Genomic DNA, 21,670 nt, shown 5'->3' on the forward strand with positions numbered 1-21,670 from the left:
CGCCGATCGGGAATGCGATCAGGTCAGGGGGATCATCACCAGTTCGGCATAGGCGGGGCGCGACTTTAGCCGCTCATACCAGGCCGCGATATTGGGCGTAGGCGGCCGTTCGATCGCTAGTGAGAGCCATGTGTGGATGTAAACGCCCATCGGGATATCGCCGATGCCGAAACGATCGCCCGAGAGCCAGGCTTGATCGCCCAGCACCTTTTCCAGAACGGGGATCAGCTCGGCGCATTTTGCGGCCGATTGCGCGATCGCTTCCGGATCGCGATCCGCCGGCGCGGTGCGGATCAGGCCGTGAAAGGCGCGGTGCTGCGCGCTGGAAAAGGCGAATTGCCAATCCATCCATTTATCGCCCTGCGCTCGGTCCACTGGATCCAGCGGCCATAGGTCGGGGGCATAACGCGCGGCCAGATAGCGCAGGATTGCGTTCGACTCCCACAGCACCACATCATCATCCTGGATCGTCGGGATCAGCGCATTGGGATTGAGCGCCAGATAGGCGGCATCCATGCCGAATGGTCCGCCGACATCGTGGCGCACATGCGGCAGGCCGATCTCCGCCGCCAGCCAGGCGACCTTCTTTACATTATGCGAATTGAGCCGTCCCCAGATCGTCAGCATTGCGGCACTTCTCCATCCGGGAGCCCGCGGGTGTCGGGGCGGAACTTGTCATGACGGGGCAGGGTATCGCTGGCTTCGGCCCAGGGAATGCGGCTGCCATAGAAGATATGGAAGCCGGGTGTGACGGACGATGGATCGTTCAGCGTCGCCACGGTGAAGTCGATCGTGTCGGGCTGGAAATTGGTTTCGAACGTCAGCGGCGTGCCACATTCGCTGCAGAAACGCCGCGCGCCGAACGAGCTCGACTCATGCCGGCCGATCAGATCCTGGCCGCTCTCGATCCGGTAATCGTCCCGCGGAACCGTCGAAAAGACCATCGCCGGCGCGCCCGATGTCAGCTGGCAATTCCGGCAATGACACCAGCCGGTGTCGAACGGCTCCGACAACAATCGATAACGCACCGCGCCGCATGCGCAGCTGCCCGTTGCCCCCGTCATCATCAGCTCCGATAATCGCCGTTGATCGAGATATAGCCGTGCGTCAGGTCGCAGGTCCAAACAGTCGCGCGACCTTCGCCCAGGCCCAGATCGACTCCGATATCGATGTCGTTGCCCTTGAGATGCGCCGCTACCGGCGCCTCGTCATACCCCGTGACGGCCAGCCCATCGCGCGCGACCTGAGTCTCGCCGAAACGGATCGCGAGCTTGTCGCGCTCGGCCGGTTCGCCTGCCTTGCCCACCGCCATGACGACGCGGCCCCAATTGGCGTCCTCGCCGGCGATCGCGGTTTTCACCAGTGGAGAATTGGCGATCGACAAGGCGATGCGGTGCGCGCTCCGGTCGCTCTCCGCGCCGGTCACGTCGATAGTGATGAACTTCGACGCACCTTCGCCGTCTCGTACCACGAGATGCGCCAGCTGACGGCACAGATCGGCGAGCGCCGCACGGAACGCGTCGGCACCCGTATCCTCGTCCGACGCAAGCGGGGCATTGCCCGCCGCGCCAGTGGCGAAGGCGAGCACCGTGTCGCTGGTCGAGGTGTCGCTGTCGACCGTGATGCACGAAAAGGTCTTCACATTCGCATCCGACAAGGCGGATTGCAGGAACGCCGGCTCTACGGCGGCATCGGTGAAGACGAAGCCGAGCATCGTCGCCATATCGGGCATGATCATGCCGGATCCCTTGATGATCCCGACCAGGCTGACCGTGCGACCATCGACGATCGCGGTGGTGACGGCCGCCTTGGCAAAGGTGTCGGTGGTCATGATCGTCGCGGCGGCATCCTCCCAGCCGCAAGGTTCGGCGGTGAAGGCGGCGGCGAGCCCTGCTTCCGACTTGTCGATCGGCAGGGGCACGCCGATCACGCCGGTCGAGGCGAGAAACACGTCCGATGGCTGGCACCCGAGATGCTGTGCGGTGCGCGCGGCGAGATTCTCCACCGCGGCGCGCCCGCGATCGCCGGTAAAGGCGTTGGAGTTGCCCGCATTGACCACCAGTGCGCGCGCCTGGCCCAGGATCAGCGCCTTGCGGCACCATTCCACCTCGGGCGAAGGGCAGCGGCTCTGGGTCAGCACGCCGGCCACCACCGTGCCCGGATCGAGCGTGACGAAGGTCAGGTCGCAGCGGTCCCAGGTCTTGTAGCGCGCCCGCGCGATGCGCAGCGTGACGCCGGGAATGGCGGGAAGTGCGGGAAAACCGGCAGGGGCGAGCGGCGAGATGGTCGTGGTCATGCGCACCCCATAACCATGATCGGGAGGCAGGTCACCGGCGCTTTTTCGCCATGTCAGCTCCCATAATTCGGATTCTTGCTGCCCGCTTCCCCGGCGAAGGCCGGGGCCCAGATGGCAAGCATTTGTGGACGGGCGCTGAGCGTCCTTACCTCGACCTTCGCAACTGGGCCCGGGCCTTCGCCGGGGAAGCGCGAGCTGGGATTGGGCTAACCAGACCTGCACAGCCAATGAGTCGGCGCGACCGACATCTGCCTGTCACAACCGGCTTGTACCGAAGGTTGAAGCTACAAAGGCCGCGACCCGATGAATGCTACGATCGCCACAGATGCTGCGCTGGGACGGCCCGACCTCGACAAGGGATTGGGCATTGCCGGGAAACTGGGCTTTGGTGCGGCGATCCTCGTGGCGCTGATCTATGTCGGCTACAGCGTTTACGCCGATGCCAGCGCGGTGGGGGTCGAGGCGACTGCCTATCTGCCCTTCATCCTGTTGTTCATCGCGCTGCTGATCGCGCTTGGCTTCGAATTCGTGAACGGGTTTCACGATACCGCCAACGCCGTCGCGACGGTCATCTATACCAATGCGATGCCGGCCAATGTCGCGGTGGTGTGGTCGGGTTTCTTCAATTTCCTCGGCGTGCTGCTGTCGACCGGGGCGGTGGCGTTCGGCATCGTATCGCTGCTGCCGGTCGAGCTGATTCTCCAGGTCGGCTCCAATGCCGGGTTCGCGATGGTCTTCGCGCTGCTGATCGCGGCGATCGCGTGGAATCTGGCGACCTGGTGGCTGGGTATTCCATCCTCATCGTCGCACACCCTGATCGGGTCGATCATCGGCGTCGGCGTCGCCAATGCGATGCTGCACGGCAAGAGCGGGACGTCGGGCGTCGACTGGTCGAAGGCGGCCGAGATCGGCCAGGCCTTGCTGATCTCGCCGCTGATCGGTTTCGGCATCGCAGCGCTGCTGTTCCTCGCCATGAAGCTGCTGGTCCGCAACAAGGCGCTGTATCAGGAGCCCAAGCCCGGCGTCCCGCCACCCGCATGGATCCGCGGCCTGCTGATCTTCACCTGCACCGGGGTCAGCTTCGCGCATGGCTCGAACGACGGGCAAAAGGGCATGGGCCTGATCATGCTGATCCTGATCGGCACGGTGCCGACCGCCTATGCGCTGAACCGGGCGGTGCCGGCCAAATATTCGGCTGATTTCCATATGAACTCGGTCGTCGCGACCGATGCGCTCGGCGGACGCCCCGCAGGGGCCTCGCCTGAGGCTGCGCGCAAGGTGGTGACCACCTATATCGCCGACAAGAAGTTCACGCCGACCACGGTTCCGGCGCTGGCCACGCTGATCGCCGATGTCGATCAGCAGGTGATCGAATATGGCTCGTTCACCAAGGTCCCGGCAGCGGCGGTGGGTAATATCCGCAACGATATGTATCTCGCGTCGGAAGCGATCAAGCGGCTCAACAAGGACAAGGATGCCGGCCTCTCCGAAGCGAGCAGCAAGACGCTGACCAGCTACAAGGCGTCGCTCGATGCCGGCACCCGCTTCATCCCGACCTGGGTGAAGATCGCCGTCGCCTTTGCGCTCGGCCTGGGCACGATGGTCGGCTGGAAGCGGATCGTCGTCACCGTGGGTGAAAAGATCGGCAAGACCCACCTGACCTATGCGCAGGGCGCGTCGGCGGAACTGGTCGCTATGGGTACGATCTTCGGCGCCGATCATCTTGGCCTGCCGGTCTCCACCACCCACGTCCTGTCGTCGGGCGTCGCAGGGACGATGGCGGCGAACGGATCGGGGCTGCAGATGAGCACGATTCGCAACATGCTGATGGCATGGGTTCTGACGCTGCCCGTATCGATCGTGCTGGCCGGTGGCCTCTACATGCTCTTCTCGCAGATTTTGTAGGGAGGGCAGGGCTACGCGCGAGACGCTCATTCCTGCTTTCATACCCTTTGGGGGCATGCGGCCGGGGTTGATCTGGGGATTGGATTTCACCGCATCCGGTAGCCTGGCAGTCGAGGCCTGCGACGCGCCGCAACCCGGGGGGCTGCGCTGGCTCCATCTCAATCTCGCCGATCACGGCACGCGCAGCTGGATAGAGAATGCCGCGTTGCCAATGGACGTGCGGGAATTGCTGCTGTCGGCCGATACGCATCAACGCGCCTTGGTCGATGGCGAGACGGTCGGATGCGTGTTGCATGATTTCGAGCGCGATTTCGACGTTGCCGATACCGCGCGGATCGGTGCGCTGCGCATTGCGCTGACTCCGACACTCATAGTCACCACACGGTCGCACCCGATCCGGTCGGCCGATATCGTCCGCCAGCGGCTCGAGCGGATTCCGATGCTCGCCGGACCGGCGGCGGCGCTTGACCTGCTGGTCGGCGCGATCACCGAGAATGTGTCGGGGATCAGCCGCACGTTGAGCGATGATGTGCGGATCGCGGAGGATGCGCTGCTCGACGGGCATCATCCGCCCACCACTCGCGACCTGATCGGTATCCGCCGCCGTGTTGCTCAGCTCCACCGCCTGCTCGGCGGGATGCGCGAGGTCTTTCACCGGCTGGAGGAGGATGAGGAACTGCCGGAAGCCCTGCTCGCCACAGTCGAGAAGTTGGTTCAGCGCCTGCAATCGCTCGACGGCGATATCGTCGCCGTGCAGGGGCAATTGCGGCTGTTGCGCGAAGAGCTGGATATCCAGGCGGCGCAGCGCACCAACCAGAATCTCTATATCCTCTCGATCATGACTGCCCTGATGCTGCCGGCGACACTGGTCACGGGCATTTTCGGGATGAATACCGGCGGGATGCCGCTGGCCTCGTCGATGGGCACGGCGGGCGCGACGGTGCTGGCGCTCGGCGCAGCGGTGGCGACCTATCTGTTGCTGCGCTGGCTTGGCTTCATGCGGCGATAAGGGGCTGCATTGCTCCACACCCTTCCGTTCGCCCTGAGCCTGTCGAAGGGCCGTTCTTGCTTCTACGCCCCGTAAAGAAAAGCGGTGCTTCGGCAAGCTCAGCACGGACGGTGAGAGGTTGTGTCGAACCCATGTCTCTTCATGCCGATCCGGCACCATGCAGTTCGACTTCTCCAGCCATCTCCGCTTTCCAGGAGATGGTTGGGCTGGTTTGGCGGTCGAGATTTCATGTAAATATTTGAAATATAATCATTATATGCAATCCTCGCGCCGAGGTGCAGCACGAGATATGGGACACGACCGGTGTCCCATATCTCCCGCCGTTCATCCCCTGAGCCCATGCCGCCGGCGGTGAGTCTACCCTAACGCAGCGTCGGGCCTATCCGCTTAATGGCGGGCTCGTTTCAATACCGGTCCGGCACATGCAGTTCGGCCGGCACCGGCTGGCGGATATAATCGTCATGCCGCACTCGATCCGGCAGCGTCACCGGCGCCTTGGGCACATCGCCATAGGGAATCTGGTCGAGCAGATGCGCGATGCAGTTCAGCCGCGCCTTCTTCTTGTCGACCGCCTCCACCACCCACCACGGGGCTTCGGCGATATGCGTGCGTTCCAGCATCGTTTCCTTGGCGCGGGTATAATCCTCCCAGCGGCGGCGCGATTCGACGTCCATCGGCGAGAGTTTCCACTGCTTGAGCGGATCGTGGATGCGCATGTTGAAGCGGAACTGCTGCTCTTCGTCAGTAATCGAGAACCAGTATTTCAGCAGGATGATGCCGGAGCGCACCATCATCCGTTCGAACTCCGGAACCGACCGGAAAAACTCCTCGCATTCGTCCTCGGTGCAGAAGCCCATGACCCGTTCCACCCCGGCGCGATTGTACCAGCTGCGGTCGAACAGCACGATCTCGCCCGCTGCGGGCAAGTGCGCGGTATAGCGCTGGAAATACCATTGCGTCCGCTCGCGCTCATTGGGCGCGGGGAGTGCCGCCACCCGGCATACCCGCGGGTTGAGCCGCTGCGTGATGCGCTTGATCGCACCGCCCTTGCCGGCGGAGTCGCGGCCCTCGAAGATGATGACGACCTTCAGCCCCTTGTGCTGGACCCAGTCCTGCAGCCGGACCAGTTCATGCTGAAGCCGGAACAGTTCACGGAAATAGACTCGCCGTTCGACCTGTTCGCGGTCGGGATGGTCCGACAGGTCGGCGAGCAGCGTTTCGAGCCGGCTCTCGTCGATCTCCATCTCCAGTTCCTCGTCGAAACTGTCGGCGATCTCCTGCTTGATGCGGTCCATTTCAGCCGAGGAAGCGGGGTCGAGCGAGAACGCCATGCTGGTCTTCCGGTATCGTGAACGCTTTCACTGGCCGATGCGCATGACACTGGTATGACCTGCGATACGATAGGAAGGACCGGGGAGCGCTTATGGCAGGCACAGGCGGTGATCAGGTTGCGAAGGGTGACCGGATTGCGACGATGACCGAAGAGCCCCCTGATAAACCGCGCGCTGGTCTGATCGCTGATCAAGGCAAGGGACTGATGATCGCGGTACTGGCGATCTGCTGCATCCTGATCCTTGCCATCATCATGCTGGTGTCGGTTCTGGCGGCCGGGCATTCGGACGATCTGCAGCGACTCTTCACCCGCTGGATGACGCCGCCGCCATCGTACAGCCCGCCATCCAGCCCGGTGCCGGTCGCGATTCCGGCCGCGCCTCCTGCCGGATCCGAGCCGCCCGCCATAGTCACCGTGCCACCACCGCCACCGCCCGTTGAGATGCGCACGTCGACGGCGACATCGCCCGTGCCGAGTGGCAATATGGGCGACTGGTTTCCGGAGGATTCCTATCCGGCGGAGGCGCGCAGACGCAATCAGCAGGGCCGGGTCGTGATCAGCCTGAGGATCGACCCGTCCGGCAGGCCAAGGAAATGCGAACTGGTTTCGAGCAGCGGATCGGGCTGGCTCGACGCCGCGACCTGCCGGCTCGCCCTGCGCAATGGTCGCTTCACGCCCGCGCGCGGGGTGGATGGCGAACCAGTGTGGGGTGACTTCCAGATGCGCCCGGTCCATTGGCGGATTGAAGATTGAGGGCGAGGTCGGGAACCATGCTGGTCAGCTTTAGCCTCGTACCGGCACAATCCTGATCCGCGCGTAACGGATGGACGACCGGCGTCCGGCGCACTACATGCGTTCACGGCTATGCAATTGCTGCTTTTCCTTTCTGCTCTGCTGAGCGCGCTGACCGGCGCGATTTCGGGCGTGCGCGCGCCGGAAGCGCAATTCCACCAAAGCGCCGGCGCGGTTGCCGGTGCACAGGCCTCGGCCACGGTGCGTCATGCGGCCGTGCGGCAGCTTCGTACCTGGCTGGCGCTCGTGGCCGAGCCGCGCTTCGCCACGACCGCTTCGGTGCGGATCGTGGCGCCGGATCTGGCGATCTTCGCCCCGGTCCCGCTCTATCTGAGCAAATTGCGCGAGTGAGACGCGCAGGCGCCTGACCGCGCCATTTTTCGTCATTCTCCTTTTCGACGGTCGGGGCGTGCTCCGCCGCGACATCCCCAGATTTACAGGAATTCTCCATGCTCGGCGGCCTTGCCAAATCGCTTTTCGGCTCTTCGAACGACCGCTACGTCAAGTCGCTCGGGTCGATCGTCAACAAGATCGCCGGCTTCGAGCCGACCATATCGGCCATGTCGGACGAAGAGCTCGCCAGCCAGACGGCTAAATTTCGCGAGCGGCTGGCGAATGGCAGCAAGCTCGACGACCTGCTGCCCGAGGCGTTTGCCACGGTCCGCGAGGCGGCGAAGCGTGTGCTCGGCCAGCGTCATTATGATGTGCAGATGATCGGTGGCATCGTGCTCCACCGTGGCGAGATCGCCGAGATGCGCACCGGCGAGGGCAAGACCCTGGTCGCGACGCTCGCCGTGTATCTCAACGCGTTGCCGGGGCAGGGCGTGCATGTCATCACCGTCAACGACTATCTCGCGGCGCGCGACGCGGAGTGGATGGGCCGGGTCTATAAATTCCTCGGCATGACGGTCGGGGTGATCATTCCGAACCTGACCGATGGGCAGCGCCGCGAGGCGTATCATTCGGACATCACCTACGGCACGAACAATGAGTTCGGCTTCGATTATCTGCGCGACAACATGAAATACGAACGCACCTCGATGGTGCAGCGCCCCTTCGCGATGGCGATCGTCGACGAAGTCGATTCGGTGCTGATCGATGAAGCGCGCACGCCGCTCATCATTTCCGGCCCGACCGACGACAAGTCGGACCTGTACCGAAGCGTCGATCTGGTCGTGAAGCAGCTTGTCCCGGGCGATTACGAGAAGGACGAGAAGCAGAAGACCATCATCCTGACCGAGGACGGCACCGAAAAAGTCGAGCGCATGCTTGAAGCGGCCGGCTTGCTCGAGGGGCAGAATCTCTACGACTTCGAAAACACCCAGGTCGTGCACCATCTCAACCAGGCGTTGCGCGCGATCGTGATGTTCAAGGCGGACACCGATTACATCGTCAAAGACGGCAAGGTCATCATCATCGATGAGTTCACCGGCCGCATGATGGATGGCCGGCGCTGGTCCGACGGCCTTCATCAGGCGGTCGAGGCCAAGGAGGGCGTCGAGATCGAGCCCGAGAACCAGACCATGGCTTCGATCACCTTCCAGAATTATTTCCGCATGTATCCGAAACTGTCGGGCATGACCGGCACCGCGGCGACCGAAGCGGCGGAGTTCTTCGACATCTACAAGATGAATGTCGTGACCATTCCGACCAATGTCGGCGTGCAGCGCGTCGATGAGGAAGACGAATTCTACAAGGACACCGCCGACAAATTCCAGGCGATCGCCAAGAAGATCAAGTTCCACGCCGAAAAAGGCCAGCCGGTCTTGGTCGGCACCGTGTCGATCGAAAAGTCCGAACTGCTCAGCGAATTCCTGGTCAAGGAAGGCGTGAAGCATGAAGTGCTCAACGCGCGCCAGCATGAGCGCGAGGCGCATATCGTGGCGCAGGCGGGGCGCATGAGTGTGGTGACCATCGCCACCAATATGGCTGGCCGCGGCACCGACATTCAGCTTGGCGGCAATCTCGAATTCCGCATCAACGACGAACTGACCGACCTCGAGGAAGGCCCGGAGCGCGACGCCGCGATCCAGCGGATCAAGGCCGAGATCGAGAATGAGAAAGCGAATGTGCTCGCCGCCGGCGGCCTGTTCGTGCTCGGTACCGAACGCCATGAAAGCCGCCGCATCGACAATCAGCTGCGCGGCCGCTCGGGGCGTCAGGGCGATCCCGGCCTGTCACGCTTCTATCTCAGCCTCGATGACGATCTGCTCCGCATCTTCGGACCCGACACATTGTTCGCGCGGATGATGCGTTCGAACATCGGCGACGGCGAGGCGATCGGCTCGAAATGGCTCTCCAAGGCGATCGAGACCGCGCAGAAGAAGGTTGAGGCACGCAACTACGATATCCGCAAGCAGGTCGTCGAATATGACGACGTGATGAACGACCAGCGCAAGGTCGTCTATGAGCAGCGCAGCGACATCATGGATGCCGAAACGGTCGGCGACGTGGTCGAGGATATGCGGTCCGAGACGGTCAACGCGATCGTCGGCGATGCCTGCCCCCCCAATAGCTATCCCGAGCAATGGGATGCGGAGGGGCTGAAGGCCAAACTCGCCGACATGCTCAACATCGACGTTCCGCTCGACGACTGGCTCAAGGAAGAGGCAGTCGATCCGGAGATGATCGAGGAGCGAGTCCGCGAAGCGGCCGACGCGCATGTTGTCCAGAAGGCGAGCGAGCTCGATCCGGAAACCTGGATCCAGGTCGAAAAATCGATCCTGCTGCAGAATCTGGATCATCACTGGAAGGAGCATCTGGCGACGCTCGATGCGCTGCGCCAGGTCGTTCATCTGCGTGCCTATGCGCAGAAGACCCCGATCAACGAATATAAGCAGGAAGCCTTTTCGCTGTTCCAGCGCATGCTCGACAGCATTCGCGAGGATGTGACCCGGACCATCGCTTATGCGCAGTTCCAGATGAACGACGTGCCGCCGCCGCTGCCCGACCTGCCCGATTTCATCACCACCCATTTCGACCCGTTCTCGGGCGATGACGATACCAATGACATCGATGCCGGTTCGGGCCTGATCACCACACGACTCCCGCCGCTGTCGATCCCGCTGCCGAGCGGTGCGGAAATCGGCGAGGATCCCGCCGATTGGGAGGGCAAGGTCAGCCGCAACGCGCCATGCCCCTGCGGGTCGGGGCGCAAATACAAGCATTGCCACGGCGCGGTTTGAGAGGGGCTCCATCGCTTCCCGAAACGCCGTTCGCCCTGAGCTTGTCGAAGCCTGTTCTGAGCGCCTGGCTTGGCAGGAAGTCGAAGCGGGCCGCTCTTCTTCTCGACGGTAGAGAGTGAGAGAGGGGTGCTTCGACAAGCTCGGCACGAACGGGGAGAGGCAAGTGCCTCACGCTCGCTGGTTCAGCGGACACACAAAAAAGGGCCACGCCAACCTGGGTCGGCGCGGCCCTTTTTCGTGAAACCGGCGCTTATTTCGGCGTAACGACGCTCGGCCCGATCGAGTCCATCACCGCCCGGGCATCGAAGGCGCGGACATTGTCGCGGGGCTTCGGACCCTTGCCGGTCACGATCTCGGCAGTCGCCTCGAACCGGTCGATCGTGCGCACGTCGATGTCGCGGTCGAAGAAAGGATCGCCCCAGAACGGGCTCCAGCTGCGCCAGCCATAGCCGCGGCCATAATAGCGCCAGCTCGGGCCCCAGCCGCCATAGGCGCCGAAACCGCCACCGAAGGACGGCGTGCTGTAGGTGCGCGTCTGGCGATCGACGTCGCGCTCGGTCAGGATGAAATAATCATTGCCGCTCTGCACCGTCAGTTCGGCGGCGCGGAACAACAAATAGCGCTCGACCGTGTCGCGCGAGGTGTAGCTGTTGCCCGAAAAGCTGACGAGATAGCGGTTCGGCTCGACCTGACGGTCGCTATAGCCGGAGCGGGCAAAGCCCGTCCCGGTAGCCGGGCGGTAGGTGGATTCGGTCGCACAGCCGGCAACGGCCAGAAGGGCGGAGGCAAGGGCGGCAGTGGCAAGGCGGCGACGGAGCGGGGAGGCAGACATTCGATTTCTCCAATACGGCAAGATGCGATTGAACGAGCCGCATATGCCGTTAACGGTGGAACGATCCAAAAGCCGTAAGTTTCCGGTGAGGATTTTTACGGCTTCACTTTGTTTTCCCGAACCTGACTAACGGCTTAATGGGGTCGTTTCGCAAGCGTTATTCTCTGTGTTAGGGTACCCAAATCGTCGAAAATGCGACGAAATGGGGAAGGGCGAAATGGCGGGCATGCCGTTGCGGAAACTGCTGCGCGGCAAGGGCGTGCTGGTACTGCCCGGCGTCGCCGCGCTGCTGCTCGTCGCGCTCTTGCAATTTATCGGCCTCGCGCCGCTCGACCGGGTCGGCCTGTTGTTGTTCGACAGCTATCAGCGCGCCACACCGCGGCCTTCTGAGGATGCGCCGGTCAGGATCGTCGATATCGATGACGAGACGATCCGCCGCCTTGGCCAATGGCCCTGGCCGCGCACCGATGTCGCGCGCCTGACCCGGATCCTGACTGATGCCGGCGCTTCGGCGATTGCCTTCGATATCGTCTTTTCGGAAAGCGACCGGACCTCGCCGACGCGCTTGGCCGAGCGGTTGCAGCGCGACAACAGCGCGCCCGCGGTCCTTGCGGCGCTGCGCTCGCTTCCGGACAATGACGCTGCCTTTGCGCAGACCATCGCCATGTCGCCGGTCACGCTCGGCTATTTCCTGACGCGCAGCGGCAAGGGGCCGACAGTCGAACCCAAGGCCGGGATGGCGGTCGCCGGGTCGCAACCCGATGCCGGCGTCACCCGTTACAGCAATGCGATCCAGCCGATCGCCCCGCTGCGCGATGCCGCGAGGGGGCTCGGTTTTGTCAGCCTGGTCGGCGACAGCGACGGCATCCTGCGCAAGGCCCCGCTGATCGCGTCGCAGAACGGGCAGTTGCTTCCCTCGCTTGCGGTCGAGGCGCTGCGCACCGCACAAGGGGCCGGGTCGGTGATGGTCAAGTCGAGCGACGCCAGCGGCGAACTCGGCGGCTCGGGCGCGGCGGTCGTTTCGCTCAAGATCGGCCAGTTCGAGATACCGACTACCCCGGCTGGCGAATTGTGGATGCACTATACACCGCCGCGCCCCGACCGCATCGTGCCGGCTTGGAAAATCCTCTCTGGTGCACTGACTCAGGCGGAGCTGGAGAAGAAATTCGCTGGCCGGATCATCTTTGTCGGCGCGGGAGCGGTCGGCCTGCGCGATCTCGTCTCGACCCCGATGCAGGATCACGACCTTGGCGTGATGGTCCATGCCCAGGCGGTCGAGCAGATGATCCTCGGCCAGTTCGTCACCAAGCCTGACTGGGCGGTCGGCCTCGAGCGCGCCCTTCTATTGGTTCTCGGCCTGTCGATGGCGCTGTTGCTGCCGCGCCTCGGCGCGACGCGGGGCGCGATGCTTGGGCTGGTGCTGGTCGGCGCCATGCTGGCCGGCAGCTGGTTCGCCTATTCGCGCCAGCATTACCTGCTTGATCCGACCTATCCGGTGCTCGCGCTGGTCCTCGTCTATATCTGCAGCACCGGCTTTACCTATTACCGTGAGGAACAGCAGCGCGCCTATATTCATCACGCGTTCGATCGCTATCTCTCGCCGACGCTGGTCAAGCGCATCGTCGATGATCCCGGCCAGCTCGAGCTGGGCGGCGAAGAGCGCGAGATGACCGTGCTGTTCTGCGACATTCGCAGTTTCTCGCGCATCTCGGAAACGCTCACCCCCAAGCAGATCATCCGCTTCCTGATCGCGTTCCTGACCCCGATGTGCGACATCCTGCTCGACCGCAAGGCGACGATCGACAAGTTCATCGGTGACGCGATCCTCGCCTTCTGGAACGCCCCGCTCGACGACCCGGACCAATATGCCAATGCGGCGCGCGGCGCGCTGGCGATGGTCGCGCGGCTCGAACAGCTCAATATCGACATGCCAACGCAAGGCACTGAGCCCTGGCCGGGCACAGTCAATATCGGCATCGGCCTCAACGCCGGGCCATGCTGTGTCGGCAATATGGGATCGGCGCAGCGCCTGTCCTATTCGCTGATCGGCGATACGGTGAACCTCGCATCGCGGATCGAGGGGCTGACCAAATATTATGGCGTGCGCATTGCGATGGGGGAGGCGTTGCAGCAGCATCTTCCCGACTTCGCGATCGTGACGCTGGACCGGGTGCGGGTGGTCGGCCGCGACGCGCCGGAGACGGTGTTCGCACTGCTTGGCGACGAGGCGCTGGCGACGACGCCGGACTATCGGGCCTTTGCCGATCGGCATGCGCGGATGATCGAGGCATATTGGGCGCAGGATTGGGCGATGGCGGCCGGGATGCTCGATGTCGGCGCTGCTGACGCCGCGGTTCATGGGCTGGCGCAACATTATTGTTTGATGCGGGAGCGGGTCGGGCGGTTCCAGGCCGATCCACCTTCGGGGAATTGGGATGGGGTGTTCGAGGCGACCGAGAAATAGAAAAGCTGTCTCGGCCAGCTTGTGCTCTGCGAAATGTGCGCAATTCGCGACAGGCGCTCCATGGCGCGCTCAGGCTACAATCTTCATCCTGCCCATCATGCCTCGTTCGTCGGGACGGAGCGTCAGCACCGACACGCCGGAAGCCGTGACGGCAACCGTGTGTTCGAATTGTGCGGAAAGCGATCCGTCTCTCGTCACGACGGTCCAGCCGTCAGCCTCGGCTCTCACGCTCCGTCTGCCTCGATTGACCATCGGCTCGATCGTGAAGACCATGCCCTCACGCAGGGGGAGGCCAGTGCCCGGCTTTCCGAAATGCAGGACCTGCGGCTCCTCATGCATTTCCCGGCCGATGCCATGGCCACAATATTCACGTACCACGGAATAGCCGTTTCGCTTGGCATGTCGTTCGATCGCCCAGCCGATGTCCCCAAGCCGCGCGCCCGGCCGAACCGCCCGGATGCCCATCCACATGGCTTCGTACGTGGTCTGGACCAGCTTCCTGGCGGCTGGATTTACCGCACCAACCAGGTAGGTCTTGCTGGAATCCGCAATATAGCCATTCTTCTCGAGCGTGATGTCGAAATTGACGATGTCGCCGTCCTGCAGCACGCCCGATCGTGATGGGACGCCGTGACAGACCACATCGTTCACTGAAGAATTCAGCACAAAACCATAGCCATATTGACCCTTGCTCGCGGGCCGGGACTGGAGGTCGTGAACGATGAAACGCTCGACCATGTCATTGATCTCAAGCGTCGACACGCCGGCGAGCGAGGTTCGATCCAGCAGTTCGAATACGGACGCCAGTAGCCGGCCGGATTCGGCCAGCAACGCCAGTTCCTGAGGCTGCTTCGTCATGTGTCGCCGAACGCCGGCGACTGAACCGAAACGCCTGCGGAACTGAGTTCGCGCCCGATGATCTCAGTGAAATTGAGCGCCGGATTGGTCTCGCATAGCATGCCGACCTTGATCCAATAGGCGGCCTGCGCGTTGATCGAACGACACGATACTTTGCTCACGCGGCGCAGCTGTTCGTGCAAATCATCCTCGATGTTCACGATGCCCATCGGAATCTCCATATATGATTCGTATATGGATCATATACATTTGCGTATATAGAAATGCCAGGGTTCGTGTCGCAATTGCCGGCACCCCAGACGGTACTTTCGAATAAGATAGGGTTTGGCCCGCATTTGGTGGTAGTAGGGAATTGTTGCGCATCTTTGGGCAAGCGTATCGAGATAAGCGCCCCAGAAGTTGCTACCGGGTATGGCTTTCGCTCCGCGAGTCTCCGGCTTCCGAAGGCTTCGGCCGTGGAATTTTTTACGCCCCTACCTCACGAAGCGGCCGCCAGCAGCCTCGGCATGGCGCTGGTCTTTTCGTCGGCCACACCCCTGCTCCTCCTCGACGCGCATCTGGTCGTCAAAGCCGCGAGCGGCTCGTTTTGCGCTGCCTTCGGCCTCGACCCCGATATGGTGGTGGGCGCTGAACTGGTCGCACTGGGAACCGGGGAGTGGGGCCTGCCGCAGCTTCGCTCGCTCCTTCGCGCAACCGTTTCCGGCAACGCGGCGATCAAGGCGTATGAACTGGATCTGGTTCGTCTGGGCCAGCCGACACGAACGTTGATCTTGAACGCCCATAAACTCGATTATCTCGGATCCGACGAGGTCCGGATCGCCCTGGCGGTCCTGGATGTGACGGACATGCGCCTCGCGGAAAAACTCAAGGATGATGTCGTTCGCGAAAAGCAGGTCCTGTTGCAGGAGCTTCAGCACCGCGTGGCGAACAGCCTCCAGATTATCGCCAGCGTCCTCATGCAAAGCGCGCGCAAAGTGCAGTCGGATGAGGCCCGCAGCCATCTCAATGATGCCCATCACCGTGTGATGTCCATCGCAACGCTGCAGCGTCAGCTCGCGGCGACCAAGTCGGGCGACGTGGTGCTGCTGCCCTACTTCGCCGACCTTTGCGACAGTATCGGCGCGTCGATGATCTACGATCATGATCTGTTGACCCTTACCGCGATCGTCGATGACAGCATCACCACGTCGGAGGTGTCGGTCAGTCTCGGCCTGATCGTGACCGAACTGGTCATCAACGCGCTGAAACACGCTTTCCCCGAACGTGAAAGATCGGGGAAAATTACGGTCGAATATTGGTCGCGGCCGACGGGGTGGCGGCTGACGGTCGAAGACAATGGTGTCGGCATGCCGGGGGATCACATCACGCGAAAACCCGGCCTTGGTACCGGCATCGTTGACGCGCTGTCCAAACAGCTGAACGCAACGGTAACGATCACCGGCTTGAGCCCAGGAACGAGAGTGGCGATTATTCACCATGAAGGTGCATCAACGGCACTTTTAGCCTGACGACTTGTTCGGCGGGCAATGATCTCGTCAGAAAGCGACCCTTGATGCCCGATCCGGCAGCGCCACTCCTGTTGTATGTCGAAGACGAGCCACTGATTCAGAACCTCGTGGTCATCGACCTTGAGGAGGCGGGTTTCAACCTGGTGGTCGCCGACAATGGCGAACAGGCTTTGCAATTGCTTGCCGCGCATGGCGCCGAGCTGCGCGGCCTGATTACCGATGTGAACCTGGGCGCGGGCCCGGATGGCTGGGAAGTCGCCAGAGCTGCACGCCAGTCGATCGGTGGCTTGCCGGTGGTCTATGTCAGCGCGGCGAGTGATCATGACTGGACATCGCAAGGTGTGCCGGGCAGCACGATGATTGCCAAGCCGTTCGCGGGCTCCCAGTTGGTGGTTGCCATTTCTTCGCTTTTGGTCGTCTCGGATCAGCCGAGCTGAACCCGCCTGATGGCGGTCGATTCTGATGCATGCGAGCGAGCGGGGCACGGCCTGAAATGGCTTCGGGGGCGCTATGCTCTATGCGCAGTCACGATCCAGGCGCGCGAATCGAACAGCACGCCGTCGACGGTAAAACGCGCCTTCAGCAAGGTGCGCAATCGCTGGTGCACCTCGTCGGCCGCCGGGCTCGTACCGGCCAGCTTATCCTTTGACAGGAACAGCCCGGCCACAGCCTCATACGCGGCATCGACATTCGGCCCATAGAAGACCGGTTCGTGGATGTCGGCAAAGTCGATTGCGGCAAAGCCTGCCGCGCTCAGGATGCGCGACGTGACCGCGCGATCGGCAAGCGAGAATGCGGGACTCGCCGTTGTCGAAGGCTCTCCGGCCAGCGCCAGCGCCTGCTGGATGGCGACCGCCCATTCATTGCGCTCGCGGTCCTGCCACACCATCATCACGAGGCGAGCGCCGCGGCGCATCGCCCGGCCGATATTGGCAAAGGCGGCAACCGGGTCGGCGAAGAACATCGTTCCGAAACGACTGATGCACAGGTCGAAATGGGCGGCCGGAAAGTCATGAACCTGCGCATCGCCGAGGTCGAAGCTGATGTTGCGGAGCCCCGCTTCCGCACTGCGCCGGCGCGCGACGTCGAGCATGTCTTCCGATACATCCACGCCGAACGCGCTTCCCTCCGCCGCGGCGCGGGCCGCTTCCCGAGTGGATTTTCCTGCGCCGCAGCCGATATCGAGTATGCGGTCCTGCAGCCCGACGTTGAGCGCGGCGCGGAAATGCTGCTGATACCGTTGCAGTTCGGCATCGTAAAAGGCTGCGCGATCCAGGGCCATCATTGTGCCTTTCCTGGTGCCCGCTCACGGCGCAGTGCTGCCTGCACGGCGGGTCGTGCTTCGATGCGCGCGACATAGTCTGGATATGGCTCGCCCAGGGGTAATTCCATCGCGAGCGCACCGCGCGCCATCACGAACAGATAGGCGTCCGCCGCGCTGAACGCCTCGCCGAACAGATAGCCGTAATCGAGGCGCGGGCCGAGAAAGCCGAACCATCGCACAATGTCGTCGCCGATCGCCTCCCGTGCATCCTCGGGAAGCGAGAAATAGATCGGGAATCGCTTGTGGATCTCGCTGGCAATGAAGCTCAGCATCTCCAGCAGCCGGTAGCGGCCGAGTTCCCCCGGTGGCATGAGATGCGAAGCACGGTCGGCACTCCAGGCGAGGATCGCCACATTCTCCGTCAACACCGCGCCGTCGTCGAACAGCAGCGCCGGCACCAGTCCCTTGGGATTGACCTCGAGATAATTGCTGCCGTCGCCGAGCCGCTTCGACTCGAGGTCGACCTCAGCGATCTCGAACGCGGTTTCGGTCTCCAGCAGCGCGATATGGTCGGCAAGGCTGCTGAATTCTGGAGCAAAGAACAGTTTCATCGGATCAACCTCCATTCCTGCGAGTGAGCGAGGGGGATTTTTGCCGACCGTGCAACGACAGCGCGAGCGCCGGCGCGATGCAGCAGGCGGATGCGAGCGCGCAGCCGGCAAAGCCGAACTGCTCGAACCATGGCCGGTAGAAGAATGCTCCAGCAGAAACGGCGAGATAGGTGACGGCACTGTAAAGGCCCAGAATCGCACCGCGCCGGCCAGCATCAAGCGCGGTTAGCCGACCGACAATCAGGTTCAGGCCGATATGGTTGGCGACACCCCATGCCAGGCAAAGGAAAATGAGGACCGCGGCATGGTCCGAAGCCGCGGCCAGCGCGCAATAGACCAACCCGAGACCCACGAACGCGACCGGGGCGGCAATATTTGGACCATAGCGGTCCAGCAAGCGATCCGCGAACGCCGCGACCCCGAAGCCGATGCCATAAGCTGCGGGCGCGAGCCCGGCGGCCGCCGTCGAGAGGTGCAGGACTCCTGTGAGATGCAGGCCAAGATAGGCGTAAAGGCCATAAAAAGCGGTCATGTAGGTGGCGACAACCAGTAGTGCCGGCGCAACGCCGCGCACGCGGAGCGCGGTCAGCGGTGAATTCGTGCCCGCCAGAGCAACCGGGGAAGGCGCCGGGAATGCCAGGTCCGGGCCGCGACCCACCTTCGCTGCCAGCCAGCCCGCCGCGAGTGCGAGTCCTGCGAACACGAAGCGCCAATGAGCGAAATCGGCGACAATGGCCGACAGGCTGACGCCGAGCACGAGGCTGACGGTCCATCCCGTAAGCACCCATCCCAGTGTCTCGCTTTCGCGCCCTTTCTCGGCGACCAGCGCCGACAGCGCATAGATCGCCGGCAGCGCACACCCGGCAGCCAGGCCGGCCAGCGCCTGGGCAAGGCAGAACACCAGCAGGTTCGGCGCGAAGGCCGACAGGGTGAGCGCCGCTGTCAGGGCGACCAGAGAATGGATGAGCGCCGTCCGGTGGCCGATCCGATCGATTGCAGGGGCGAGCGCCAGAGCACTGGCGGCTGTCGCAAGCCCATAGAGGATGGCGGCGTTCATCACGCCCGGCGCGTCCACACCGACGAAAGAGCGCGCGACTGTGCCGGCGATCGGACTCAGCGCCAGCGAGTTTGCGCCGATCACCGCAATCGATCCGGCCAGCGGGAGAAGCTTGCGCATCAACATATGCCTGTTCTAAATTTCATTAGGACTATGATTGAAACGCACGAATGACATTCAGGAAAGGGTGATTATGCCGAACGCCGAAAAAACAGATCGCATTCGGCAAGTGCCGACAATCGTACGGCCACTCGATACTTTTGACCGAAGAATATTAGGCGCACTCGCTACGAATGCGGACGTCAGCTATGTCGAGCTCGGCCAGATGGTCGGCTTGTCTGCACCCTCGGTTCACGACCGCGTGAAGAAACTGCGCGCGTCGGGGTGCCTGCGCCGCACGGTCGCGGTGCTCGACGCCGCCGCAATCGGTAAGCCATTTCTGGCCTTCGTCCATGTCGACAACACTGGCTGGTGCAAAACCGAGGAATTGATGGCGATGGCCGATCTGCCCGAAGTGGAAGAAATCCACTCGGTCGCCGGCGACACAGGGATGCTGCTCAAGGTCCGTTGCGCCTCGAGCCTGGCATTGGAGGCTTTGCTCGCAAGGCTCTATGCGATGCCGAGCATCAGGAGCACCCGCAGCTATGTTGTCCTGTCAACATATCTGGAACGCACCTCGCAGGCCGGCATCACCGATTTCGCGGACACGGGGGAACTTCACCCTGTCTGACGGCCCGGCTCAGTTGCCGTTGGACATCGTCCGACCGGGCTGTTCGAACGTCTTCACCAACTCGACGACGTCGAAATCATAGGCTTTCCAGCCGCGCCGATCGACCGCCTCGATTGCCGCGTTCCGCTTCTTCTTTGCCTCGGCCAACGACTTTGTATGACCCCAGAATATTTCGGTCCCCCCTTTGGAGAGATGCGCGACGATCCTCCAATAATGCGAGAATTCCACGGGGGTGGGTCCGATCGTCTTGATATAGCCGTCCGGCAGGGTGGCTGTCAGATAGTGCTTCTTCGCCATCGGAGTTCCGCAAAAAAATTGGTCTGTAACGCGAGCGGTATATGCGGGCCAAGCGTGAGATAAACGGGCAATGGTACCAACCGGCGGCTTTGGATTGGAAACCGGCACGCCCGGCATATGTTGACGACGCTATCGGTGGAAAGGGTGTCATGCTCGCGAACAGCGCGGCCGCGGTACACCGCGAACTGGATGGCCGTTTGCTCGCGCAACATCCTTTGTCGGTCGCTTGCGACTTCGCTTTATGGTCCACGCCGATCATTGAAGCCGGATCGCGCCGATTCAATGTCATTTTACACCATGACACAGTGCACCCGGACGAGGCGCCATCGGCGGCTCGGCCTGCTCTTTCTCATGACTGGATCATTTTCGCACTTCTCTCACCCCTGTTCGGGCGGGAGCCGACCCCTGTTCTTCCGCTGCTCCACCGCTGTTATCAATAACAGCGGAAATTCCAATCAAGGCATTGAAAATAAAAACGAAATCAGGGTTTTATATCCAACTTAACAGGGGTGGTTTTTTTATTCCCGGTAAACAGCGGTCGCAAGGCGATGCGAATCGCCGCCTCCCGGCCGTCGCTGGTTCAAATTATCCCGCCGGCACGCCCAATGCGCCCGCCTCGCTCTCGATCCGGGCCTTGGCTCCCGGGTTGGCCGCGATCGCCGCCTTGCGCGCCGCCATGGCGCCGGCGGGTTCGTTGAGCATCATCCGGCTGCGCATCAGCATCACCCAGCCATCGATATTGGCGGGGTTGGCCTTCAGCTTGCCTTCCAGGCTCGCAACCATGCCGCGGGCCATATTGTTCTGCTCGCTCGGCGGCAACGCGGCGGCGGCGCGGATCTCCGCGGCCGAGGGGCCGGGGATCGGGGCATTGGCGGTCGATGTCACGCCGAGCCCCGCATGCGCGTCGGCCGAGCTGATCGCGGCGAGTCGAGACTCGACGTCCACGCCGTTGATCTTGCCGACCTGTACGATAGTGCGGCGCAGGTCGCTTTCCCATGGCGCACCCGCCGGCGTATCGCGCAACAGCGCGAGCCAGTCGTCGATCGCGCCCTTGTGATCGCCCGACAGGTCGCGCTTCACTGCCAGGAAGTACCGGCCGCGCGGATCCTTCGCATCAATCGCCATCGCCTTTTCGAACGCGCTGACGGCCACGGCCGGCATCGGGTCGGTCGGGCTGTTCATCACGCGCGCCTCACCCAGCGCGGACCAGAGATCGGCACGCTCCCGCGCGAGGGCGGTAGCATGTTCATAGGCAGTCACGGCTTCGGCGAATTGCTGCTGCTCGAACGCTGCCGCGCCGAACGCGTGCCAGGCCTCGGCATTGTCGGGCGATGCCCGCGCCTGGTCGCGCAACATGGCGAGACTGCCTGGCTTGTCCGCAACCATCGGCACCGGGTCGGTGAGGGGCCTTGCCGCATCGTTCCTGCCGCGCAACGAGGCGTAGCCGATCGATACGATCAAGACGATTGCCGCAAAGCCCATGATCAGCTTGCCGGTTCGCGAAGAATTGCTGGTCTGATCCATTGCCG

At 62.7% G+C, this 21,670-nt stretch carries 21 protein-coding genes; 9 read left to right on the forward strand and 12 right to left on the reverse strand.

What is annotated here, in order from left to right:
• Window positions 1–18: 18 nt before the first annotated feature.
• The 3 genes from H3Z74_RS07795 to argJ are packed head-to-tail and all read right to left on the reverse strand — an operon-like array spanning window position 19 to window position 2,296.
• The gene (locus H3Z74_RS07795) at window positions 19–627 is read right to left on the reverse strand and encodes a glutathione S-transferase family protein (RefSeq protein ID WP_187763337.1); all 609 of its coding nucleotides are present in this window, start codon (window positions 625–627) and stop codon (window positions 19–21) included.
• Window positions 621–1,064, reverse strand: a complete 444-nt coding sequence (locus H3Z74_RS07800; RefSeq protein ID WP_229726963.1) for a GFA family protein — start codon at window positions 1,062–1,064, stop codon at window positions 621–623. The genes H3Z74_RS07795 and H3Z74_RS07800 overlap by 7 nt, the downstream gene beginning before the upstream one ends.
• A gap of 2 nt (window positions 1,065–1,066) precedes the next feature.
• Window positions 1,067–2,296, reverse strand: coding sequence for a bifunctional glutamate N-acetyltransferase/amino-acid acetyltransferase ArgJ (argJ, locus tag H3Z74_RS07805; RefSeq protein WP_187763339.1), 1,230 nt, complete (start codon window positions 2,294–2,296; stop codon window positions 1,067–1,069).
• Between the two features lie 303 nt (window positions 2,297–2,599).
• Here argJ and H3Z74_RS07810 point away from each other — a divergent pair, with 303 nt between their 5' ends.
• Complete coding sequence (locus H3Z74_RS07810; protein ID WP_187763340.1) at window positions 2,600–4,201, forward strand: inorganic phosphate transporter; 1,602 nt, start codon at window positions 2,600–2,602, stop codon at window positions 4,199–4,201.
• A 55-nt stretch (window positions 4,202–4,256) separates the two neighbouring features.
• Window positions 4,257–5,210, forward strand: a complete 954-nt coding sequence (locus H3Z74_RS07815; RefSeq protein WP_187763341.1) for a transporter — start codon at window positions 4,257–4,259, stop codon at window positions 5,208–5,210.
• A gap of 404 nt (window positions 5,211–5,614) precedes the next feature.
• Here H3Z74_RS07815 and ppk2 read toward each other — a convergent pair whose 3' ends face one another.
• Window positions 5,615–6,541 (reverse strand): polyphosphate kinase 2, encoded by a 927-nt coding sequence (gene ppk2, locus H3Z74_RS07820; protein ID WP_187763342.1) that lies wholly within the window; start codon window positions 6,539–6,541, stop codon window positions 5,615–5,617.
• A gap of 92 nt (window positions 6,542–6,633) precedes the next feature.
• On the opposite strand from ppk2, the gene H3Z74_RS07825 reads away from it, so the two are divergent.
• The 3 genes from H3Z74_RS07825 to secA all read left to right on the forward strand — a co-directional run bounded on the left by H3Z74_RS07825 (window position 6,634) and on the right by secA (window position 10,520).
• Complete coding sequence (locus H3Z74_RS07825) at window positions 6,634–7,296, forward strand: energy transducer TonB (RefSeq protein WP_187763343.1); 663 nt, start codon at window positions 6,634–6,636, stop codon at window positions 7,294–7,296.
• A 111-nt stretch (window positions 7,297–7,407) separates the two neighbouring features.
• Window positions 7,408–7,686 carry a hypothetical protein gene (locus H3Z74_RS07830; protein ID WP_187763344.1) on the forward strand — a complete coding sequence of 93 codons (279 nt, stop codon included), beginning with the start codon at window positions 7,408–7,410 and terminating at the stop codon, window positions 7,684–7,686.
• A 98-nt stretch (window positions 7,687–7,784) separates the two neighbouring features.
• Entirely contained in the window at window positions 7,785–10,520 is a 2,736-nt protein-coding gene (secA, locus tag H3Z74_RS07835; RefSeq protein WP_187763345.1) for a preprotein translocase subunit SecA, read from the forward strand.
• A gap of 250 nt (window positions 10,521–10,770) precedes the next feature.
• On the opposite strand, the gene H3Z74_RS07840 is transcribed toward secA, so the two are convergent.
• Entirely contained in the window at window positions 10,771–11,352 is a 582-nt protein-coding gene (locus H3Z74_RS07840) for a CC0125/CC1285 family lipoprotein (RefSeq protein ID WP_187763346.1), read from the reverse strand.
• Window positions 11,353–11,554: 202 nt separating this feature from the next.
• On the opposite strand from H3Z74_RS07840, the gene H3Z74_RS07845 reads away from it, so the two are divergent.
• A complete protein-coding gene (locus H3Z74_RS07845; protein WP_187763347.1) occupies window positions 11,555–13,816 on the forward strand; it encodes a CHASE2 domain-containing protein in 2,262 nt (753 codons plus the stop codon).
• Between the two features lie 69 nt (window positions 13,817–13,885).
• Here the strand turns inward: H3Z74_RS07845 and map are convergent, their stop codons facing one another.
• Complete coding sequence (map, locus tag H3Z74_RS07850) at window positions 13,886–14,674, reverse strand: type I methionyl aminopeptidase (protein WP_187763348.1); 789 nt, start codon at window positions 14,672–14,674, stop codon at window positions 13,886–13,888.
• On the reverse strand, window positions 14,671–14,883 hold the full coding sequence (locus tag H3Z74_RS07855; RefSeq protein ID WP_187763349.1) for a ParD-like family protein: 213 nt from the start codon (window positions 14,881–14,883) through the stop codon (window positions 14,671–14,673). Before H3Z74_RS07855 ends, map begins: the two co-directional genes overlap by 4 nt.
• A 246-nt stretch (window positions 14,884–15,129) precedes the next feature.
• On the opposite strand from H3Z74_RS07855, the gene H3Z74_RS07860 reads away from it, so the two are divergent.
• A complete protein-coding gene (locus H3Z74_RS07860; protein ID WP_229726964.1) occupies window positions 15,130–16,182 on the forward strand; it encodes a sensor histidine kinase in 1,053 nt (350 codons plus the stop codon).
• Window positions 16,183–16,226: 44 nt separating this feature from the next.
• Window positions 16,227–16,619 carry a response regulator transcription factor gene (locus H3Z74_RS07865; RefSeq protein ID WP_187763350.1) on the forward strand — a complete coding sequence of 131 codons (393 nt, stop codon included), beginning with the start codon at window positions 16,227–16,229 and terminating at the stop codon, window positions 16,617–16,619.
• Window positions 16,620–16,690: 71 nt separating this feature from the next.
• Here H3Z74_RS07865 and H3Z74_RS07870 read toward each other — a convergent pair whose 3' ends face one another.
• Genes H3Z74_RS07870 through H3Z74_RS07880 form a run of 3 tightly spaced genes read right to left on the reverse strand, consistent with a single transcriptional unit; the run spans window position 16,691 to window position 19,234 of the window.
• Window positions 16,691–17,464 carry a class I SAM-dependent methyltransferase gene (locus tag H3Z74_RS07870; protein ID WP_187763351.1) on the reverse strand — a complete coding sequence of 258 codons (774 nt, stop codon included), beginning with the start codon at window positions 17,462–17,464 and terminating at the stop codon, window positions 16,691–16,693.
• Window positions 17,464–18,057, reverse strand: coding sequence for a glutathione S-transferase N-terminal domain-containing protein (locus tag H3Z74_RS07875; RefSeq protein ID WP_187763352.1), 594 nt, complete (start codon window positions 18,055–18,057; stop codon window positions 17,464–17,466). Before H3Z74_RS07875 ends, H3Z74_RS07870 begins: the two co-directional genes overlap by 1 nt.
• 4 nt (window positions 18,058–18,061) lie before the next feature.
• The gene (locus H3Z74_RS07880; RefSeq protein ID WP_229726965.1) at window positions 18,062–19,234 is read right to left on the reverse strand and encodes an MFS transporter; all 1,173 of its coding nucleotides are present in this window, start codon (window positions 19,232–19,234) and stop codon (window positions 18,062–18,064) included.
• Window positions 19,235–19,271: 37 nt separating this feature from the next.
• On the opposite strand from H3Z74_RS07880, the gene H3Z74_RS07885 reads away from it, so the two are divergent.
• Window positions 19,272–19,844: an Lrp/AsnC family transcriptional regulator gene (locus tag H3Z74_RS07885; RefSeq protein WP_229726966.1), complete on the forward strand. Its 573-nt coding sequence runs from the start codon at window positions 19,272–19,274 to the stop codon at window positions 19,842–19,844.
• A 9-nt stretch (window positions 19,845–19,853) separates the two neighbouring features.
• Here the strand turns inward: H3Z74_RS07885 and H3Z74_RS07890 are convergent, their stop codons facing one another.
• Together H3Z74_RS07890 and H3Z74_RS07895 are read right to left on the reverse strand one after the other, a co-directional pair.
• A complete protein-coding gene (locus H3Z74_RS07890; RefSeq protein ID WP_187763354.1) occupies window positions 19,854–20,141 on the reverse strand; it encodes a hypothetical protein in 288 nt (95 codons plus the stop codon).
• A gap of 585 nt (window positions 20,142–20,726) precedes the next feature.
• Entirely contained in the window at window positions 20,727–21,665 is a 939-nt protein-coding gene (locus tag H3Z74_RS07895; protein ID WP_229726967.1) for a tetratricopeptide repeat protein, read from the reverse strand.
• Window positions 21,666–21,670 lie beyond the last annotated feature (5 nt).

It is taken from the genome of Sphingomonas alpina (assembly GCF_014490665.1).
Lineage (GTDB): Bacteria > Pseudomonadota > Alphaproteobacteria > Sphingomonadales > Sphingomonadaceae > Sphingomonas > Sphingomonas alpina.